Annotated in this window: 17 protein-coding genes; 12 read left to right on the forward strand and 5 right to left on the reverse strand. The window is 69.8% G+C overall.

The window, feature by feature from the left end:
• Positions 1 to 89 precede the first annotated feature (89 nt).
• The 7 genes from infA to rplQ all read left to right on the forward strand — a co-directional run bounded on the left by infA (position 90) and on the right by rplQ (position 3,933).
• Entirely contained in the window at positions 90 to 308 is a 219-nt protein-coding gene (infA, locus tag OWM54_RS39325; RefSeq protein ID WP_046714285.1) for a translation initiation factor IF-1, read from the forward strand.
• A 76-nt stretch (positions 309 to 384) separates the two neighbouring features.
• Positions 385 to 504: a 50S ribosomal protein L36 gene (gene rpmJ, locus OWM54_RS39330; protein ID WP_074951669.1), complete on the forward strand. Its 120-nt coding sequence runs from the start codon at positions 385 to 387 to the stop codon at positions 502 to 504.
• Between the two features lie 51 nt (positions 505 to 555).
• On the forward strand, positions 556 to 939 hold the full coding sequence (rpsM, locus tag OWM54_RS39335; protein WP_141327449.1) for a 30S ribosomal protein S13: 384 nt from the start codon (positions 556 to 558) through the stop codon (positions 937 to 939).
• A gap of 60 nt (positions 940 to 999) precedes the next feature.
• The gene (gene rpsK / locus OWM54_RS39340; RefSeq protein WP_141327448.1) at positions 1,000 to 1,440 is read left to right on the forward strand and encodes a 30S ribosomal protein S11; all 441 of its coding nucleotides are present in this window, start codon (positions 1,000 to 1,002) and stop codon (positions 1,438 to 1,440) included.
• 72 nt (positions 1,441 to 1,512) lie between these two features.
• On the forward strand, positions 1,513 to 2,139 hold the full coding sequence (gene rpsD, locus OWM54_RS39345; protein ID WP_015350163.1) for a 30S ribosomal protein S4: 627 nt from the start codon (positions 1,513 to 1,515) through the stop codon (positions 2,137 to 2,139).
• Positions 2,140 to 2,299: 160 nt separating this feature from the next.
• On the forward strand, positions 2,300 to 3,322 hold the full coding sequence (locus OWM54_RS39350; RefSeq protein WP_141327447.1) for a DNA-directed RNA polymerase subunit alpha: 1,023 nt from the start codon (positions 2,300 to 2,302) through the stop codon (positions 3,320 to 3,322).
• Between the two features lie 191 nt (positions 3,323 to 3,513).
• A complete protein-coding gene (gene rplQ, locus OWM54_RS39355; RefSeq protein ID WP_046714281.1) occupies positions 3,514 to 3,933 on the forward strand; it encodes a 50S ribosomal protein L17 in 420 nt (139 codons plus the stop codon).
• A gap of 92 nt (positions 3,934 to 4,025) precedes the next feature.
• Here rplQ and OWM54_RS39360 read toward each other — a convergent pair whose 3' ends face one another.
• Genes OWM54_RS39360 through OWM54_RS39370 form a run of 3 tightly spaced genes read right to left on the reverse strand, consistent with a single transcriptional unit; the run spans position 4,026 to position 6,910 of the window.
• Positions 4,026 to 4,685: a hypothetical protein gene (locus OWM54_RS39360; protein ID WP_223747258.1), complete on the reverse strand. Its 660-nt coding sequence runs from the start codon at positions 4,683 to 4,685 to the stop codon at positions 4,026 to 4,028.
• A 37-nt stretch (positions 4,686 to 4,722) separates the two neighbouring features.
• Positions 4,723 to 6,105: a tetratricopeptide repeat protein gene (locus OWM54_RS39365; protein ID WP_223747476.1), complete on the reverse strand. Its 1,383-nt coding sequence runs from the start codon at positions 6,103 to 6,105 to the stop codon at positions 4,723 to 4,725.
• 16 nt (positions 6,106 to 6,121) lie between these two features.
• Positions 6,122 to 6,910 carry a lysophospholipid acyltransferase family protein gene (locus OWM54_RS39370; RefSeq protein WP_223747259.1) on the reverse strand — a complete coding sequence of 263 codons (789 nt, stop codon included), beginning with the start codon at positions 6,908 to 6,910 and terminating at the stop codon, positions 6,122 to 6,124.
• Between the two features lie 237 nt (positions 6,911 to 7,147).
• Here OWM54_RS39370 and OWM54_RS39375 point away from each other — a divergent pair, with 237 nt between their 5' ends.
• From OWM54_RS39375 to OWM54_RS39385, 3 genes are read left to right on the forward strand one after another with little or no spacing between them, the layout of a single operon-like run.
• Entirely contained in the window at positions 7,148 to 7,762 is a 615-nt protein-coding gene (locus OWM54_RS39375) for a deoxynucleoside kinase (protein ID WP_046714277.1), read from the forward strand.
• Positions 7,762 to 8,934, forward strand: a complete 1,173-nt coding sequence (locus OWM54_RS39380; protein WP_223747260.1) for a DUF2314 domain-containing protein — start codon at positions 7,762 to 7,764, stop codon at positions 8,932 to 8,934. The genes OWM54_RS39375 and OWM54_RS39380 overlap by 1 nt, the downstream gene beginning before the upstream one ends.
• A 54-nt stretch (positions 8,935 to 8,988) precedes the next feature.
• Positions 8,989 to 10,704 carry an FHA domain-containing protein gene (locus tag OWM54_RS39385; RefSeq protein ID WP_223747261.1) on the forward strand — a complete coding sequence of 572 codons (1,716 nt, stop codon included), beginning with the start codon at positions 8,989 to 8,991 and terminating at the stop codon, positions 10,702 to 10,704.
• Positions 10,705 to 10,965: 261 nt separating this feature from the next.
• Here OWM54_RS39385 and OWM54_RS39390 read toward each other — a convergent pair whose 3' ends face one another.
• Positions 10,966 to 11,874: a DMT family transporter gene (locus tag OWM54_RS39390; protein WP_223747262.1), complete on the reverse strand. Its 909-nt coding sequence runs from the start codon at positions 11,872 to 11,874 to the stop codon at positions 10,966 to 10,968.
• Between the two features lie 101 nt (positions 11,875 to 11,975).
• On the opposite strand from OWM54_RS39390, the gene OWM54_RS39395 reads away from it, so the two are divergent.
• The gene (locus OWM54_RS39395; RefSeq protein WP_223747263.1) at positions 11,976 to 12,887 is read left to right on the forward strand and encodes a pseudouridine-5'-phosphate glycosidase; all 912 of its coding nucleotides are present in this window, start codon (positions 11,976 to 11,978) and stop codon (positions 12,885 to 12,887) included.
• Positions 12,888 to 12,912: 25 nt separating this feature from the next.
• On the opposite strand, the gene OWM54_RS39400 is transcribed toward OWM54_RS39395, so the two are convergent.
• Positions 12,913 to 13,398, reverse strand: coding sequence for a GAF domain-containing protein (locus OWM54_RS39400; RefSeq protein WP_141327440.1), 486 nt, complete (start codon positions 13,396 to 13,398; stop codon positions 12,913 to 12,915).
• Positions 13,399 to 13,500: 102 nt separating this feature from the next.
• Here OWM54_RS39400 and OWM54_RS39405 point away from each other — a divergent pair, with 102 nt between their 5' ends.
• Complete coding sequence (locus OWM54_RS39405) at positions 13,501 to 14,244, forward strand: SIR2 family NAD-dependent protein deacylase (RefSeq protein ID WP_267700661.1); 744 nt, start codon at positions 13,501 to 13,503, stop codon at positions 14,242 to 14,244.
• Positions 14,245 to 14,277: the final 33 nt, after the last annotated feature.

Consider the following 14,277-nt stretch of genomic DNA (forward strand, 5'->3'; position numbering starts at 1 on the left):
TTGCTGCGCGGGACGCTTGCCACTTGCGGACCAAAGTGCTACTCCGCCGCGCTTCCAAGAGGTTCGTGGTCCGGGAAGAGGTTTGACGCTTGCCGAAGGATGATTCCATCGAAGTTGAGGGGACGGTGATGGAGCCCCTCCCCAACGCGATGTTCCGTGTGGAGCTGGACAACGGCCACAGGGTGCTCGCGCACATCTCGGGCAAGATGAGGATGCACTTCATCCGAATCCTTCCCGGTGACAAGGTGAAGGTCGAGCTGTCTCCGTACGACCTGACGCGTGGACGGATCACGTACCGGGCGAAGTAACGAAAAGGGCGGCCCGCCGATGTAGGGGTGGGTGGCCCGCTGGCTTTTCTCTGTTCGAAGGAAGGAAGTTCGCTCCATGAAGGTTCGGGCGTCCGTCAAGAAGATCTGCGACAAGTGCAAGGTTGTCCGCCGCAAGGGTATCGTGCGCGTGATTTGCGCCTCCAACCCCCGGCACAAGCAGCGCCAGGGCCGATAGCCGCAAGGCTGTTGGCTTCAGACCAACTCCACTCCAGAAGGAAGACCGAAGATGGCTCGTATCGCCGGCATCGACCTGCCGCCCAACAAGCGCGCCGTGATCTCGCTCCAGTACATCTACGGGATCGGCAACAAGTCCGCGCAAGACATCATCGCGGCGGCGGGTATCGACCCCACCACCCGGACCAAGGACCTCACCGAGGACCAGGCTCGAAAGATCCGCGAGATCATCGAGGCCAGCTACAAGGTCGAGGGTGACCTCCGGCGTGAAGTGACGATGAACATCAAGCGCCTGATGGACCTGGGCTGCTACCGGGGCCTGCGTCACCGCAAGGGTCTGCCCGTCCGCGGCCAGCGCACCCACACCAACGCGCGCACCCGCAAGGGTCCGAAGCGTGGCATCGTCCGGGCGAAGCCGGCGGCTCCGGCTCGGTAAACCGCAGCGCCGGCGCCATGAGGCGCTGGCGTCGATCACCTCTCAGGAGCAGCAACTCACATGGCTGACGAGACCAATACTTCGGCTGCGGCGCCCACGGGTGCCGAGGGCGAGGCCCCGGCCGCGAAGAAGTCCAAGCGCAAGGGCAAGAAGAGCATCCTCAACGGCGTGGTCCACATCCAGTCCACGTTCAACAACACCATCATCACGATCACGGACGTGTCCGGGAACGTGATCTCCTGGTCCTCGGCCGGGGCGCGTGGCTTCAAGGGAAGCCGCAAGTCCACCCCGTTCGCCGCCCAGGTGGCCGCCGGCGACGCCGCCGCGAAGGCGATGGAGCACGGTCTGAAGAACGTGTCCGTGTTCGTGAAGGGGCCGGGCGCGGGTCGTGAGTCGGCGCTGCGCGCGCTGGCCGCCGCTGGCCTGAAGATCAACCTCATCCGCGACGTGACGCCCATCCCGCACAACGGGTGCCGTCAGCCCAAGCGTCGTCGCGTCTAAACCCTTCGTCCGGGTCGCCCCGCGTGCTCACGCGCGCCGGGGCGGCTCCAGATCATCTCCAAGGACAAGACCATGGCCCGTTATACCGCGAGCGCTTGCCGTATCTGCCGGCGCGAAAACCTCAAGATGTACCTGAAGGGCGACCGCTGCTACACGGACAAGTGTGCCATCGAGCGCCGCCCGTATCCCCCCGGCCAGCACGGCCAGGGCCGCGTGAAGTTCTCTGGTTACGGCGTGCAGCTGCGCGAGAAGCAGAAGGTCAAGCGCATGTACGGCCTGCTGGAGAACCAGTTCCGCGGCTACTACCACCGCGCGTCCGCCGCCAAGGGCAAGACGGGTGAGAACCTCCTGCAGCAGCTGGAGCTCCGCCTGGACAACGTGGTGTTCCGCATGGGCTTCGCGGACACGCGCAACGAGGCGCGTCAGCTGGTGCGTCACGGCCACTTCCAGGTGAACGGCCGCAAGGTCAACATCCCCTCGTTCTCCATCAAGCCGGGCACGGCCGTCGAGGTGGTGGAGAAGAGCCGCAAGGTGCTCCGCATCTCCGAGGCGCTGGAGACGGTGGACCGCCGTGGCGTTCCGCAGTGGATCGACCTGGACAAGAAGGCGTTCAAGGGCACGGTTCGCACGGTCCCCAACCGCGAGGACCTGACCATGCCCATCCAGGAGCAGCTCATCGTCGAGCTGTACTCGAAGTAATCGTCCACGCCAGGCGCAATCTGGCGCCTGGAAGTGGAACCCAGCGCCCTGGCCGACGAGGCCGGGGCGTCGTGCTTTATCGCAGTCCCCTACGTGTCCATCCTCCCGCCGTGCTGGTGGGTAAGTCGGTGGTGGCGCACGTCTTCAGGAGCCGTACACCATGGCAGATACGTTCGTTGCGAAGAACTGGCGTGACCTCATCAAGCCGCGCCGGATGGAAGTGGACCAGGACAGCCTGACGCCCACCTACGGCAAGTTCGTCGCGGAGCCGCTCGAGCGCGGCTTTGGCACGACGCTGGGCAACTCGCTGCGCCGGGTGCTCCTGTCGTCGCTGCAGGGCGCGGCGATCACGTCCGTGAAGATCGAGGGCGTGGACCACGAGTTCACCACCATCCCCGAGGTGTCGGAGGACGTCACGGACGTCGTGCTGAACCTGAAGGAAGTCCTCCTTCGGATGCACACGAACGAGACGAAGACGCTGCGCATCGAGGCGGAGGGCCCCAAGGAGGTCAAGGCGGGTGACATCATCGCCGACGCCGACGTGGAGATCCTCAACCCGGGCCACCACATCTGCACCATCTCCGAGGGTGGCAAGCTCCGCATGGAGCTGACGTGCCGCCGGGGCCGTGGCTACGTGCCGGCCAACTCGAACAAGGTGGCGGGCTCGCCCATCGGCACCATCCCCATCGACTCGCTGTTCTCGCCCACGCGCAAGGTGAACTACCAGGTCACCAACGCCCGCGTCGGTCAGGTCACCGACTTCGACAAGCTGTCGCTCGAGGTCTGGACGGACGGCTCGGTGTCGCCGCAGGACGCGGTGGCGTACGCGGCGAAGATCATCAAGGAGCAGCTGACCGTCTTCGTGAACTTCGACGAGACCGAGGAGCCGGTCATCGCCGAGGCGCCGAAGGAGGAGGCGAAGCTCAACGAGAACCTGTTCCGCTCGGTGGACGAGCTGGAGCTGTCGGTTCGCTCGGCCAACTGCCTGCAGCAGGCGAACATCAAGACCATCGGCGACCTGGTGCAGCGCACCGAGGCCGAGATGCTCAAGACGAAGAACTTCGGCCGCAAGTCGCTCAAGGAGATCAAGGAGATCCTGGCGGAGATGGGCCTGTCGCTGGGCATGAAGCTGGAGAACTGGCCGCCGAAGCAGGCCCCGGCTCCCGCGGCGCCCAAGGCCTAGGTCTTTCGCGGTACGTGGTACTTTCCCCGCGCGCCCGCGACATGGCGGCAGGCGGCGCGCGGCGGGAAGGAGCCCGGTGAAGTCCTCCGGGTTCGACGAGCAGTGGTGGGCCTCGTGTCGGGTCCACCCTTCCCACCCGGTACCTGATACGGCCGGAGTGGTGGGTCCCCACGGGGGCCCGGAGCACGACGATGCGTCACAGGGTAGGACAGAGGAAGCTGCACCGCACCACGAGCCACCGGCTCGCGATGCTGAACAACATGGTCACCTCGCTGCTCGAGCACCAGGCCATCCGCACCACGCTTCCCAAGGCCAAGGAGGCCCGGAAGCTGGCGGAGCGCATCATCACGCTGGGCAAGCGTGGTGGGCTCTCCAACGTGCGCCTGGCGGCCCGGACCGTGAAGGACCGTGACGTGCTGAAGAAGGTCTTCAGCGAGTACAAGGACCGTTACGCCAACCGCCCCGGCGGCTACACCCGCATCGTTCGTCTCGGCTTCCGCCGGGGTGACGCCGCGGAGATGGCCCTGCTGGAGCTGGTGGATCGGCCCGAGAAGAAGGCCGCGCCCGCCGCCGAGGCTCCTGCGTCCACCGAGGAGACCAAGGCCGAGTAACGGCCGCCAGCCGCGCCCCTTCGCGAGGAGGGGCCGGTGGCAACGCGAGGGCGCTCTTCCCGCTGGGGAGGGCGCCCTTCGCTTTTGCGGGGCTACTTCTTGGGGCTCAGCAGGCGCTTCCACTCGTTGCGCAGGTCCTCGGTGAGGTTCGCGCTGTCGTCGTGGCTGCGCATCTCCAGCGTCTCGAAGCGCAGGTCCGCGGGGGCCGCGCCGCTGGTGCCCATGAGCTGCTTGGGGGTGATTGTCATGAACTCCCCCGCGCCCACGGACGCCACCGCCGCGCGGTACTGGCCGTTGACGATGAGGGTGACGTCCTTCCACTCCTCCTTGCTCTCGTTCCAGATGGTGATGGACGGGCGGTCCAGCTTGTCGCTGAGCACCAGGCGCGCGTCCATGTCACCCGTCTGCACGGAGCTGCCAGGGCAGGCGATGGCGAAGCTCGCCGCCGTCATCACCAGCCACCCGGCGACGATGGAGGCCTTGTACTTGAAGAACCTGTCGCGGTTGCTGAAGTCCGCCGCGAACTCCTTGAGGACGGAGAGCGCGTTGAGGGCCTGATTGGAGGCCTCGCCCGCGAGCCGCTTGCCCAACGGCCCATCCTGCTTCGACTTCTCCAGCGGCGCGGTGCGCGCGGCGGACATCACACGCATGCCGGGGCTCGTCGGCGTGCGCGGCATGCCCGGATTCGTCGGAGTGCGCGGCTGGGAGCCCGTGGGGGCGGCCGTGCTCGGAGACTTGCGACCTTCGCTCATCGGAACTCGAAGTGTAGAGGGCCGGGCCCGTCGGTGGCTACTGGCCCTTGAGGCTTTGCAGCGCGCGCGAAGCCATTGCGTTCTCCGGCTGCGCTTCCAGCACCTTGGAGAGCCAGCGCTCCGCCTCCTCGGCCGCCGCCTTGCGCACCTGCGGGCGCGTGGACTTCAGCGTCTGCTCGGTGAAGAGCAGCCCCAATCGCAGCGTGAACTCGACGTTCTCCGGGTCCTTTTCGACCACGTGGCGCAGCTCGCGCTCGGCGGCGGGGTAGTCCCCCTCGAGCTGGTACACGAGGGCGAGCTTGCCGCGCGCGGGGAGGGAGTCGGGCGTGAGCGACACCGCGACGGTGAACGCCTCGCGCGCCGCGGGCAAATCCCGCCGCTCCAGGTGCAGGTCTCCCAGGCGGAACCACGCCGCGTCCAGGAGAGGGTGCAGCGCGACGGCCTTCTCGAACGAGCCGCGCGCCGCGTCGGGGCGCTGGCGGGCCGCGTAGAGCTCGCCCAGGTACAGGTGGTTCTTCCCGTCGCGCGGGGCGCGCTCGATGGCCTGCTTGAACTCGTCCACCGCGCGGCCCGCGTCGTCCAGGCGCTGATAGGCCAGGCCCAGCAGCGAGTGGAGCACCGCCAGGTCCGGGTAGTCGTGCAGCACCTCCTCGAAGGCGAGGATGGCGTGCTGCGGGGCGTCCAGGTCGTTGAGGTAGCGCAGGCCCTCTTCCAGCTTGGCCTCGGCGGCCTTGGGGATGCCTCCGAAGGGGTCGCTGATCTGCTCCATCAGCGCGCGCGCCGTGGCCACGTCCGCGGCCGAGGGGCGGCCTCGCACCACGACGCCGAGCGCCTCCACCGCGCCCGGGGAGTCCCCGGTGCGATGCAGCGCCTTGGCCAGCGGCAGGCGCCACGCGGTGCGCTCCGGCGCGAGCAGGGCCGCGCGGCGCAGCGGCTCCACGGCGGCGGGGTACTGCTCGGACTCGAGGCGGGCGACGCCCAGGCGGTAGTGGTACTCGGCCGTGTCCGGGGCGAGGGCGATGGCGCGCTCGAAGGCGGCCACGGCGGGGGCGCCGGCGTCCCTCGCGCGGGAGAACAGGGCCAGGCCCAGCATGTACTGGTCCACGGCGCGCTCACCCGTGGCGATGCGCCCCTGCAGCTCCTGGATCCACGCGTCCGCGCGGCCCGCCTTCACCTGGGCTTCCGTCAACGTGCGCGCGACATCCAGGTCCTCGGGGGAGCGGGCATGCAGGTCCGCGAGAATCCCGAGGGCCTTCTGGGGCTGGTTCTCCTCCAGGTAGGCCCGCGCGCGGGAGCGCTCGTCGGTGGGGGCCTCGGCGCCCGTCTTCGTGGCGGAGGTGTGGCCGCAGCCAGCGGCGAGGAGTCCCAGACCCAGCACGGCGGCGCGAGCCCAGGGGCGGAAGCGGAAGGCGGGAGTCATCGTCACGGAGCGTGTCTCAGGGAATGAGGGAGGCGTGGGCGGAGCCGACGCCCTCGTGGCCGGCGGAGGCGATGGCGTCCTCGCGGTCGCCGCCCTTGCCGCCCATCGCCAGGTTGTCCGCGATGATGGCCTCGCGCACGGCCCGGGCCAGGCCCTCGCGATCATTCTCCGCGAAGCCCGTGGTGTCGATGGGCTTGCCCACCCTCACGCGGATGGGGCCGGGGGTGATGTTCCAGCTGTCCTTGGGCATGAGGTCCCCGGAGCCCTCGATGGTGACGGGGCAGATGGGGACGCGGGCCTTGAGCGCGAGCGCGAAGGGGCCCTTCTTGAAGGGCAGCACGCGGCCATCCGAGGAGCGGGTGCCCTCCGGGTACAGGAAGATGCTGGTGCCCCCGCGAATCTTCGCCGCGGCCGCCTCCAGGGAGCTGATGGCCTTGGCGCGGTTGGAGCGGTTGATGAAGACGTGGCCGCCCAGCGCCAGGTACCAGCCGATGAGCGGCACCCACTTGAGCTGATCCTTGGCCACGAAGCGGAAGGGCACCGGCACCGCCATGAAGTGGGCCGGGATGTCGATGGTGGACTGGTGGTTGCCCACGTAGATGGTGGGGCGCTTGGGGTCCACGTTCTCCTGGCCGGAGACCTCCAGCCTCGCGCCACCGGCCCACAGGAGCACCGGGGACCACAGCTCGCGGACGACCCACAGCGCGCTCGAGGAGCGCAGCGTGACGAGCATCGCGACGAGGGTCAGGGGAAAGCAGACGAGCGTCCAGACTCCAGCGGTCAACATGCAGAAAAGCTTGCGCATCCCTCGGCCCCCTCCTCGGGGCCGGCTCGACGCCCAGGCAGAGGCCTGGACCCGAGGGCAGTCCCGCCGCGAGATGTCCTGTCCCGAACGTCCAGACGGGCGGCCGCACCCTGGGTGGTGGCGGCTCCCGGGACGTGGCGGGACGGTGAGGGCGGGGGCATGCACTTCTTCTACCACGAGCCTTCCGTACCTTGTTGCTGGTGTGCTCCGCTCGCCGGGGTTACAAGCAGGGGTGGCTTGGCCAGGAAAAAGTTCATCGCCATCGCGGGCAACATCGGCGCCGGGAAGACGGAGCTCACGTCCTTCTTGTGCCGGAAGTACGGGTTGACTCCGTCCTTCGAGCCCAATGACCAGAACCCCTATCTCGCGGACTTCTACAAGGACATGAAGACGTGGGCGTTCCGCTCACAGCTCTTCTTCCTCACGCACAAGTTCCGCCTCCACCGGGAGTTGGAGCGCACCTCCGGTACCGTGTTGCAGGACCGCACCCTCTACGAGGACGCGGAGATCTTCGCGAAGAACCTCCACCGCCAGCGGCTCATCGACAAGCGGGACTGGAAGACGTACTGCGAGCTGTACGAGACCATCTCCGAGTCGCTGCGGCCCCCCGACTTGATGATCTACCTGCGCTGCCCGGTCCCGACGCTCAAGGCGCGCATCCGCCTGCGCGGCAGGTCCATGGAGAAGGACATCCCCACCCGCTACCTCCAGCGCCTCAATGCCCTGTATGAGGAATGGTTCGGTGCCTACCGGTTGTCTCCAGTGCTGGTGCTGGCCACCGACAAGCTCGACTACCTGACCAACCTGGTGGACCGCGTGGACCTCTTTCAGCAAATCGAGAAGCACCTGTGATGGAGGTCTACCTCCTGGCGACCGAGCAGGAAGGGCCCGTGCCGTTGGATGCCCTGCGGGCCTCGTTCGCGACCGATGAGGTGGAGTTCACCCCGGACGAGGATGCGCAGGGGTTCGTGCTCCGGGCGGACAGCTCGGAGGTGCGGGTCCGGCTGACCGTGGGCCCCCAGGAGCTGCCGAAGTTCAACAAGGCGGCCTACAGCGGCAGTCCGGAGGCCTTCGCCAGGCTGGGCAAGGCGCGCGCGTACTACCACCTGTCCCTGGAGCCCGGTGGGGCGCAGCCCACGCTGCCGGTGTTCGAGGCGCTCTGGGCGGTGCGCACGCTGCTGGAGCACGTGCCCGGCGTCCTGGTGGACCTGGCGGCCTACAAGCTGCACGAGCCCGAGGACGTGGTGGAGATCACCGAGCTGGACTTCGACATCCGGGACCACGTGCACCTGCACGCGGTGGAGGTGACCGAGGGCGACACGCCCCTGTGGGTGCACTCGCACGGGATGGAGAAGTTCGGGGCGAGGGATTTGGAGATCTTCCACCTGGCGGAGCAGGACCTGCTGCCGGCGGAGAGCTTCCTGCACGAGCTGTGCACGGACCTGGCCTTCGGGCAGGGGCCGGCCTTGCGCTCGCAGGTGGGCACCAGCGAGGGCCAGGCTTTCATGGTGGTGCCGTCGGAGGAGGCCCGGGCGAACCTGCTCGGCGTGCCGCTGGAGACCTTCGAGGGGCATGAGGGGCTGTTCCTCACGGTGGTGTCACCCCTGGGGCGGCACAACACGTCCCAGCTGTTGGCACCCTACCGGGAGCGCTTCTCGCAGGAGCCGGAGGAGCAGACGGAGTCCATGCGCCGCGAGGCCCAGGCGCTGCTGCCGGCGTTCCTGGCGCGCTTCCAGCGCCGGGGGCTGATGGAGCCGCTCACCTTCCTCGTGCGGGCGCCGTTCGATACCCACCCGGATGGGAACAAGGTGGTGGAGAACCTGTGGCTGGAGCTGATGGCCCGGGACGACGGCAGCCTCGTGGGCAAGCTGGTGGATGGCGCGGTGCACACCACGGAGTGGCGCAAGGGCGCCCACGTGGAGGTCGAAGAGACCCAGGTCAACGCGCTGGCGCTCAGCCGCGAGGGCCGGGCCCTGGACGAGTCCGAGATCCGGGCCCTGCTCAACGCGGAACGACCGATGTAGTGCGACGCGGCTCCGCTTGCCCGCGTCGTCCAGGGCGCTAGGCTCGCGCGCCGCATGCCCGCACTCCTGCTGCTCACCGGCCCGTCCGCGGGGCGCCATTACGAGGTGCTCTCGGACATGGCCATCGGCCGCAGCCCGTCCTGTGAAATCCCCCTGCGGGATGACCAGGTGTCGCGCAAGCATGCCCAGCTCACCGTGCACGAGGGGCAGGTCCGGCTGACGGACCTGGACTCGCGCAACGGGACACTCGTCAACGGCGCTCGCATCAGCGGGCAGGTGGTGCTGCAGCCGGGAGACCGCGTCCGCGTGGGCTCCACGATGGCCGTCTTCGAGCCGGCGCCGGTGACGCTGGTGGAGGGCGGGCCGACGTCACCAGGGCATGTGCCCATCGAGGAGGTGCTGCCTCACGTCGGCGCGGCGGCGGCGCTGTACTCGGCGGGCACCGCGCTCCTGGGCGCCACCAGCGAGGCCATGGTGCTGCGCAGGCTGGCGGACGAGACGGCGCGCGCGCTCAGCGCGGACCGGGCGGCGGCGCTGCTCGGGAGCAACACGGGCCTGCTCACCGCGGCGGTGTCGGGCGCGGACGCGGTGGCGGTGCCCCGCTCGCTCGCGCAGGTGGCGCTGGACCGCAAGGAGCTGGTGCAGGCGGAGACGGAGATGTGCGCGCCGCTGGTGGCCTCGGGGGGCATGCCGTTCGGCGTGCTCTATGCGACGCGGGCGGACTCGTCGTTCACCGGTGGAGAGGGACAGCTGCTCGCCGCGCTGGGGCGGTTGGGGGGCGAGGCGTATACGGCGGTGCGCTCGCGGGTGGAGGCGGAGGCGCCGGTGCCCTTGCTGCTTGGCACGTCCAGGCCGCTGCGCGCGCTCGCGGATGCGGCGCGACGGGCCGCCAACAGCGCAGCGCCAGTGGTGCTGCATGGCGAGCCGGGCACGGGCAAGACGCTGCTGGCTCAAGTCATCCATGCCCGCTCTCCGCGCGCGCTGGAGCCCCTGGTGACGGTGGACTGTCGTCTGCCACAGGCCGCCGTGGAGGAAGCCCTGTTCGGCCGCGCCAGCGCGCCGGGACAGCCTCCGGTGGCGTCCGCGTTGCTGCGCGCGGACCGGGGCTCGCTGCTGCTCCAGCACGTCGAGGCGCTGCCTCGCGCCACGGCGGAGCGACTGGTGCGGCTGCTGGCCCGGAGGACGGCCCCCGCGCGGCAGGGCGGCGAGGAGCCCGTGGACGTGCGGCTGCTCGTCACGTCGTTGGCGCCGGTGGCGGCGCTGGGCTCCAAGGGCGAGGTGGACGCGGCCCTGGCCCGGGCGCTGATGGGCTTCGAGCTGGAGGTGCCGGCGCTGCGGGAGCGGCGCGCGGATGTGATGGCGCTGCTCGAGGGGTTCCTCGCGCGGGCCTCGCGTCGGGTGCGCCGTGAGCCGCCGACGCTGGGGCCCGATGCCCGCCGGCTGCTGACGGACTACCCCTGGCCCCACAACGTGCGGGAGCTGGAGCTCGTGGGCGAGCGGCTGGGGTTGCTGTACGCCGGTGCTCGCGTGGGCGCGCTGCACCTGCCGCCCGAGGTGCAGCAGGGCGCGGCGGCGAGTGATGCGCAGACGCTCCAGGCCCGTGTCGGGAGGCTCGAGCGCGACGCCATCGCGGAGGCGCTGCGTGAGGCGGGCGGCAAGAAGGTGAAGGCCGCGGCGCTGCTCGGCATCAGCCGGCCCACGCTGGACAAGAAGATCGAGGAGTACGGCCTGTCGGTGGAGCGCGGACGGCGAGGCGAGGACGGGCGCTGACGGCCGGCGCGGCTTGGTTTCCGGCCCCGCGCTGTCAATCCTCGACGCGAACCAAGGCGAAGGGCCTCAAGCGGGCCGCGAGCCGAGGACGGACGCGGTGCTGCCTCGAGGTGGAGGGGCGCTCAACGACTCACGGGTATCGCGATGTGGCTGGGGCCGAGGCTCCGCGGCTCACTCCAGCAGGCGCCCTTGCTGCCTCGGAACCCTCTCGGTCGCGCCGAGGGAACGGGAGATGCGTCGAGGGGCGTGATGGTCGTCCGCTCACTTCCTGCGGCTGAGCAGCACGCCCCCGAGGATGAGCACCGCGCCCAGGGCCTGGAGCCACGTGGGCCGCTCGCCGCGCACGCCCCACGCCGTGAGCGCCGCCACCACGGGCACGCCCGTGTTGTAGAGCGACGCGCGGGCGCTGCCGACCTGCTGCACGGTACGGCCCCAGATGAAGTAGCTGAGCACCAGCGGCACCAGCGCCGAGTACACCACGCCGGCCCACGCCCCGAAGCCGATGCTCCCGACGTCCAGCGCGAGCACCTCCGGCACTCCCGCGAGCACCACGCCCGGCGCCCCCGTCAGCATGGTGATGGCGGTGATGCGCAGCGCCGACACCTCGTTGCCCACCGAGCGGATGCCCACCGTGTAGAGCGCCCAGCACGCGCACGCCCCCAGGATGAGTCCGTCGCCCAGTCGCGTCCCCGTTCCCAGCGACGGGCCTCGCGCGGCGACCACCAGCACCATCCCCACCACCGCCAGCGACATGCCCATCACCAGCGGACGGCCTGGACGCTCCACGCCCAGCACCGCGCCCAACGCCGCCACCAGCACCGGCGTCACCGCCGTCAGCAGCCCGCTGTTCGCCGCCGTGGTGTTCGCCAGGCCCAGGATGAAGCACAGCTGGTACAGCGTGTTTCCCACCAGCCCCAGCGCCGCGAGCTTGAGGAACACCGGCCGGCTCAGCGGCTTCCAGCCCTCCACCACGAGCAGCAGCGCGGCCATGGCCACCGAGGCGATGGCGAAGCGCACCGCCATGAAGGCGAGCGGCGGAATCGTTCCCAGCGCCTCCTTCACCACCGTGTAGTTGGTGCCCCAGACAACGACGACACACAGGATGGCCACGTCGTTCGCGGAGAAGGTGCGAGGCGGCGCGGCGGGAGCGCTGGCGACAGTCGTGGACACGGCGCGCGAGGGAATAAGGCCCGGCACTCCCGCGTGCAAGCCGACGTTTCCGCGCGCGCCTGGCTTGTGCCCCAACGACAGCCATGGCTTAACCGCGCGTCATGGACCTACGCTTTTCGGACGAGGTGCGTCGCGCCCTCGACTCGCGCCAGCCTGTGGTCGCGCTCGAGACGAGTGTGGTGGCTCAGGGGCTTCCCTATCCGGACAACCTCGCCGCCGCTCGCGCCTGTGAAGAGGCCATCCGCCGCGCGGGCGCCGTGCCCGCCGCGACCGCCGTGGTCGATGGTCAGGTGTGCATCGGCCTGCAGGACGCGCAGCTGCGTCGGCTCGCCGAGGGCAAGGAGAAGCTGCTGAAGCTCGGCTCTCGTGACCTGGCCATCGCCGTGGCCACGCGCGCCACGGGCGGCACCACCGTCAGCGCCACGTGCGAGCTGGCCGCCGCGGCCGGCATCCGCGTCTTCTCCACGGGCGGCATCGGCGGCGTCCATCGGGGCGCCTCCGAGCACTGGGACATCTCGCAGGACATCGCCGCGCTGGCGCGCTTCCCCGTGGCCGTGGTGTGCGCGGGCGCCAAGTCCGTGCTGGACCTGCCCAAGACGATGGAGCTGCTGGAGACCGCGGGTGTGCCCGTCATCGGCGTGGGAACGCGCGAGCTCCCGTCCTTCCACAGCCGCGAGTCCGGCATCCAGCTGGAGCACAGCGTGGGGGACGTGGCGACGGCCGCGCGCATCGCTCGCGCTCGCTTCGAGACGCTGGGGCAGGGAGGGGTGCTCTACACCGTGCCGCCGCCGGAGGAGACGGCGCTGCCCAAGCACGAGGTGGAGCTGCAGATCGCCTCCACGCTGGCGGAGGCGGAGCGTCAGGGCATCCGTGGCAAGGACGTGACGCCGTTCCTGCTGCGCGAGCTGGGCAATCGCACGGGAGGCAAGACGCTCAAGGCCAACCTCGCGCTGCTCGCCAACAACGCCCGCTTCGCCGGACAGCTCGCCGTGGCCTACGCGCGCGGGGACTGAGCCCGCGCGCCCGGGCCCGCGTCGTCTACTCCTGGAACCAGCGCATCATCGTCTCGAGCTCGCGGCGGTCCACCTCGTCGAAGGTGGACTTGCTCGCGGAGTCGATGTCCAGCACGGCGATGAGCTCGCGGTTCTTCCCGTACACGGGCACGACGATCTCCGACGCGGAGCGCGCGTCACAGGCGATGTGCCCCGGGAAGGCGTGCACGTCCGCCACCACCTGCGTCTCGCCCTTCTCCGCGGCCGTGCCACACACGCCCTTGCCGAACTTGATCTCCAGGCACCCCAGCGTGCCCTGGTAGGGGCCCACGCGCAGCAGCTTGCCCGGCGTCACCACCCGGTAGAAGCCCGTCCACAGGTGGCCGAAGGCGTGGTGGATGAGGCAGCTCATCGTCGCCATGCCGGCGATGGGGTCGTCGATACCCGCGAGCGCGGCCTTCACATGCTGCTGAAGCTCCTCGTACGCCTGCGCCTTGGGAACCGCGGTCAGGTTCAGCGTGATTTCCGCCATGATGGGCTCCTCGAGCCAAGGGCTTGCGCACCCACGAGTCAGCCCCGGGGGCGGTCAACGTCCCGCTTCATAACCTGAATCCCATGTCGTGCAGGAGGCTCCATGGAAACGCTCCTTCTTGATTCCAATACCTGGCTGCTCGTCCTCACCGGCGCCGGTGTCTCCGCCGAGAGCGGAGTGCCGACCTTCCGAGGAATGAACGGGTTGTGGGAGGACCAGCCCGTGACGGAGGTGGCTTCACCCCGGGGCTTCGCGAAGGACCCGCTGCGGGTGTGGCGCTTTTACTCTCAGCGCCGGGCCGGAGCGGCCGACGTCTCGCCGAACCCGGGCCACGACGCCCTGGTCGCCTGGGAGCGCCACCTGGGAGACCGCTTCCTCCTGGCCACGCAGAACGTGGACGGCCTGCACCGCCGCGCCGGCAGCCAGCGCGTGGTGGAGATGCACGGCAACCTCTTCACCACCCGCTGCAGCAACCCCGACTGCACGCGCGCGCCCTTCCCGGACACCACCGTGTACGCGTCCGGCACCGTGCCCGGCTGCAAGGAGTGCGGAGCCCTGCTCCGGCCCCACATCGTCTGGTTCGGGGAGCAGCTGGACCCCGACGACCTCACCCGCATCGAGTCCTTCGCGGTGAAGGCGATGCGCTCGGGCGGGCGCCTCGTCTTCCTCGCGGCCGGCACGTCCGGCGCCGTGTATCCCGCGGCGGGCATGGTGGACAACGTGCGGGCCGCGGGCGGAGAGACGTGGCTCGTGAACCTGGATGCGTCGGAGAACGCCTCCAGCTTCGAGCACTTCGTCCAGGGCAAGAGCGGTGAGGTGCTGCCGAAGCTGGGCCGGCTCGTCTGAGGCCCTCGTCGTGCGGCGCGGCTCCCCGTGAGG

This window comes from Myxococcus sp. MISCRS1 (genome assembly GCF_026626605.1).
GTDB classification, from domain to species: domain Bacteria; phylum Myxococcota; class Myxococcia; order Myxococcales; family Myxococcaceae; genus Myxococcus; species Myxococcus fulvus.

Bases quoted from the DNA above. Each gene is read 5' to 3' on its own strand.
- rpsM (WP_141327449.1), top strand. From the start codon at position 556: ATGGCTCGTATCGCCGGCATCGACCTGCCGCCCAACAAGCGCGCCGTG.
- rpmJ (WP_074951669.1), top strand. From the start codon at position 385: ATGAAGGTTCGGGCGTCCGTCAAGAAGATCTGCGACAAGTGCAAGGTT.
- OWM54_RS39385 (WP_223747261.1), top strand. From the start codon at position 8,989: ATGCCCGCACTCCTGCTGCTCACCGGCCCGTCCGCGGGGCGCCATTAC.
- rpsK (WP_141327448.1), top strand. From the start codon at position 1,000: ATGGCTGACGAGACCAATACTTCGGCTGCGGCGCCCACGGGTGCCGAG.
- OWM54_RS39405 (WP_267700661.1), top strand. From the start codon at position 13,501: ATGGAAACGCTCCTTCTTGATTCCAATACCTGGCTGCTCGTCCTCACC.
- rpsD (WP_015350163.1), top strand. From the start codon at position 1,513: ATGGCCCGTTATACCGCGAGCGCTTGCCGTATCTGCCGGCGCGAAAAC.
- OWM54_RS39400 (WP_141327440.1), bottom strand. From the start codon at position 13,398: ATGGCGGAAATCACGCTGAACCTGACCGCGGTTCCCAAGGCGCAGGCG.
- OWM54_RS39365 (WP_223747476.1), bottom strand. From the start codon at position 6,105: ATGACTCCCGCCTTCCGCTTCCGCCCCTGGGCTCGCGCCGCCGTGCTG.
- OWM54_RS39350 (WP_141327447.1), top strand. From the start codon at position 2,300: ATGGCAGATACGTTCGTTGCGAAGAACTGGCGTGACCTCATCAAGCCG.
- rplQ (WP_046714281.1), top strand. From the start codon at position 3,514: ATGCGTCACAGGGTAGGACAGAGGAAGCTGCACCGCACCACGAGCCAC.
- OWM54_RS39380 (WP_223747260.1), top strand. From the start codon at position 7,762: ATGGAGGTCTACCTCCTGGCGACCGAGCAGGAAGGGCCCGTGCCGTTG.
- OWM54_RS39395 (WP_223747263.1), top strand. From the start codon at position 11,976: ATGGACCTACGCTTTTCGGACGAGGTGCGTCGCGCCCTCGACTCGCGC.
- OWM54_RS39360 (WP_223747258.1), bottom strand. From the start codon at position 4,685: ATGAGCGAAGGTCGCAAGTCTCCGAGCACGGCCGCCCCCACGGGCTCC.
- OWM54_RS39370 (WP_223747259.1), bottom strand. From the start codon at position 6,910: ATGCGCAAGCTTTTCTGCATGTTGACCGCTGGAGTCTGGACGCTCGTC.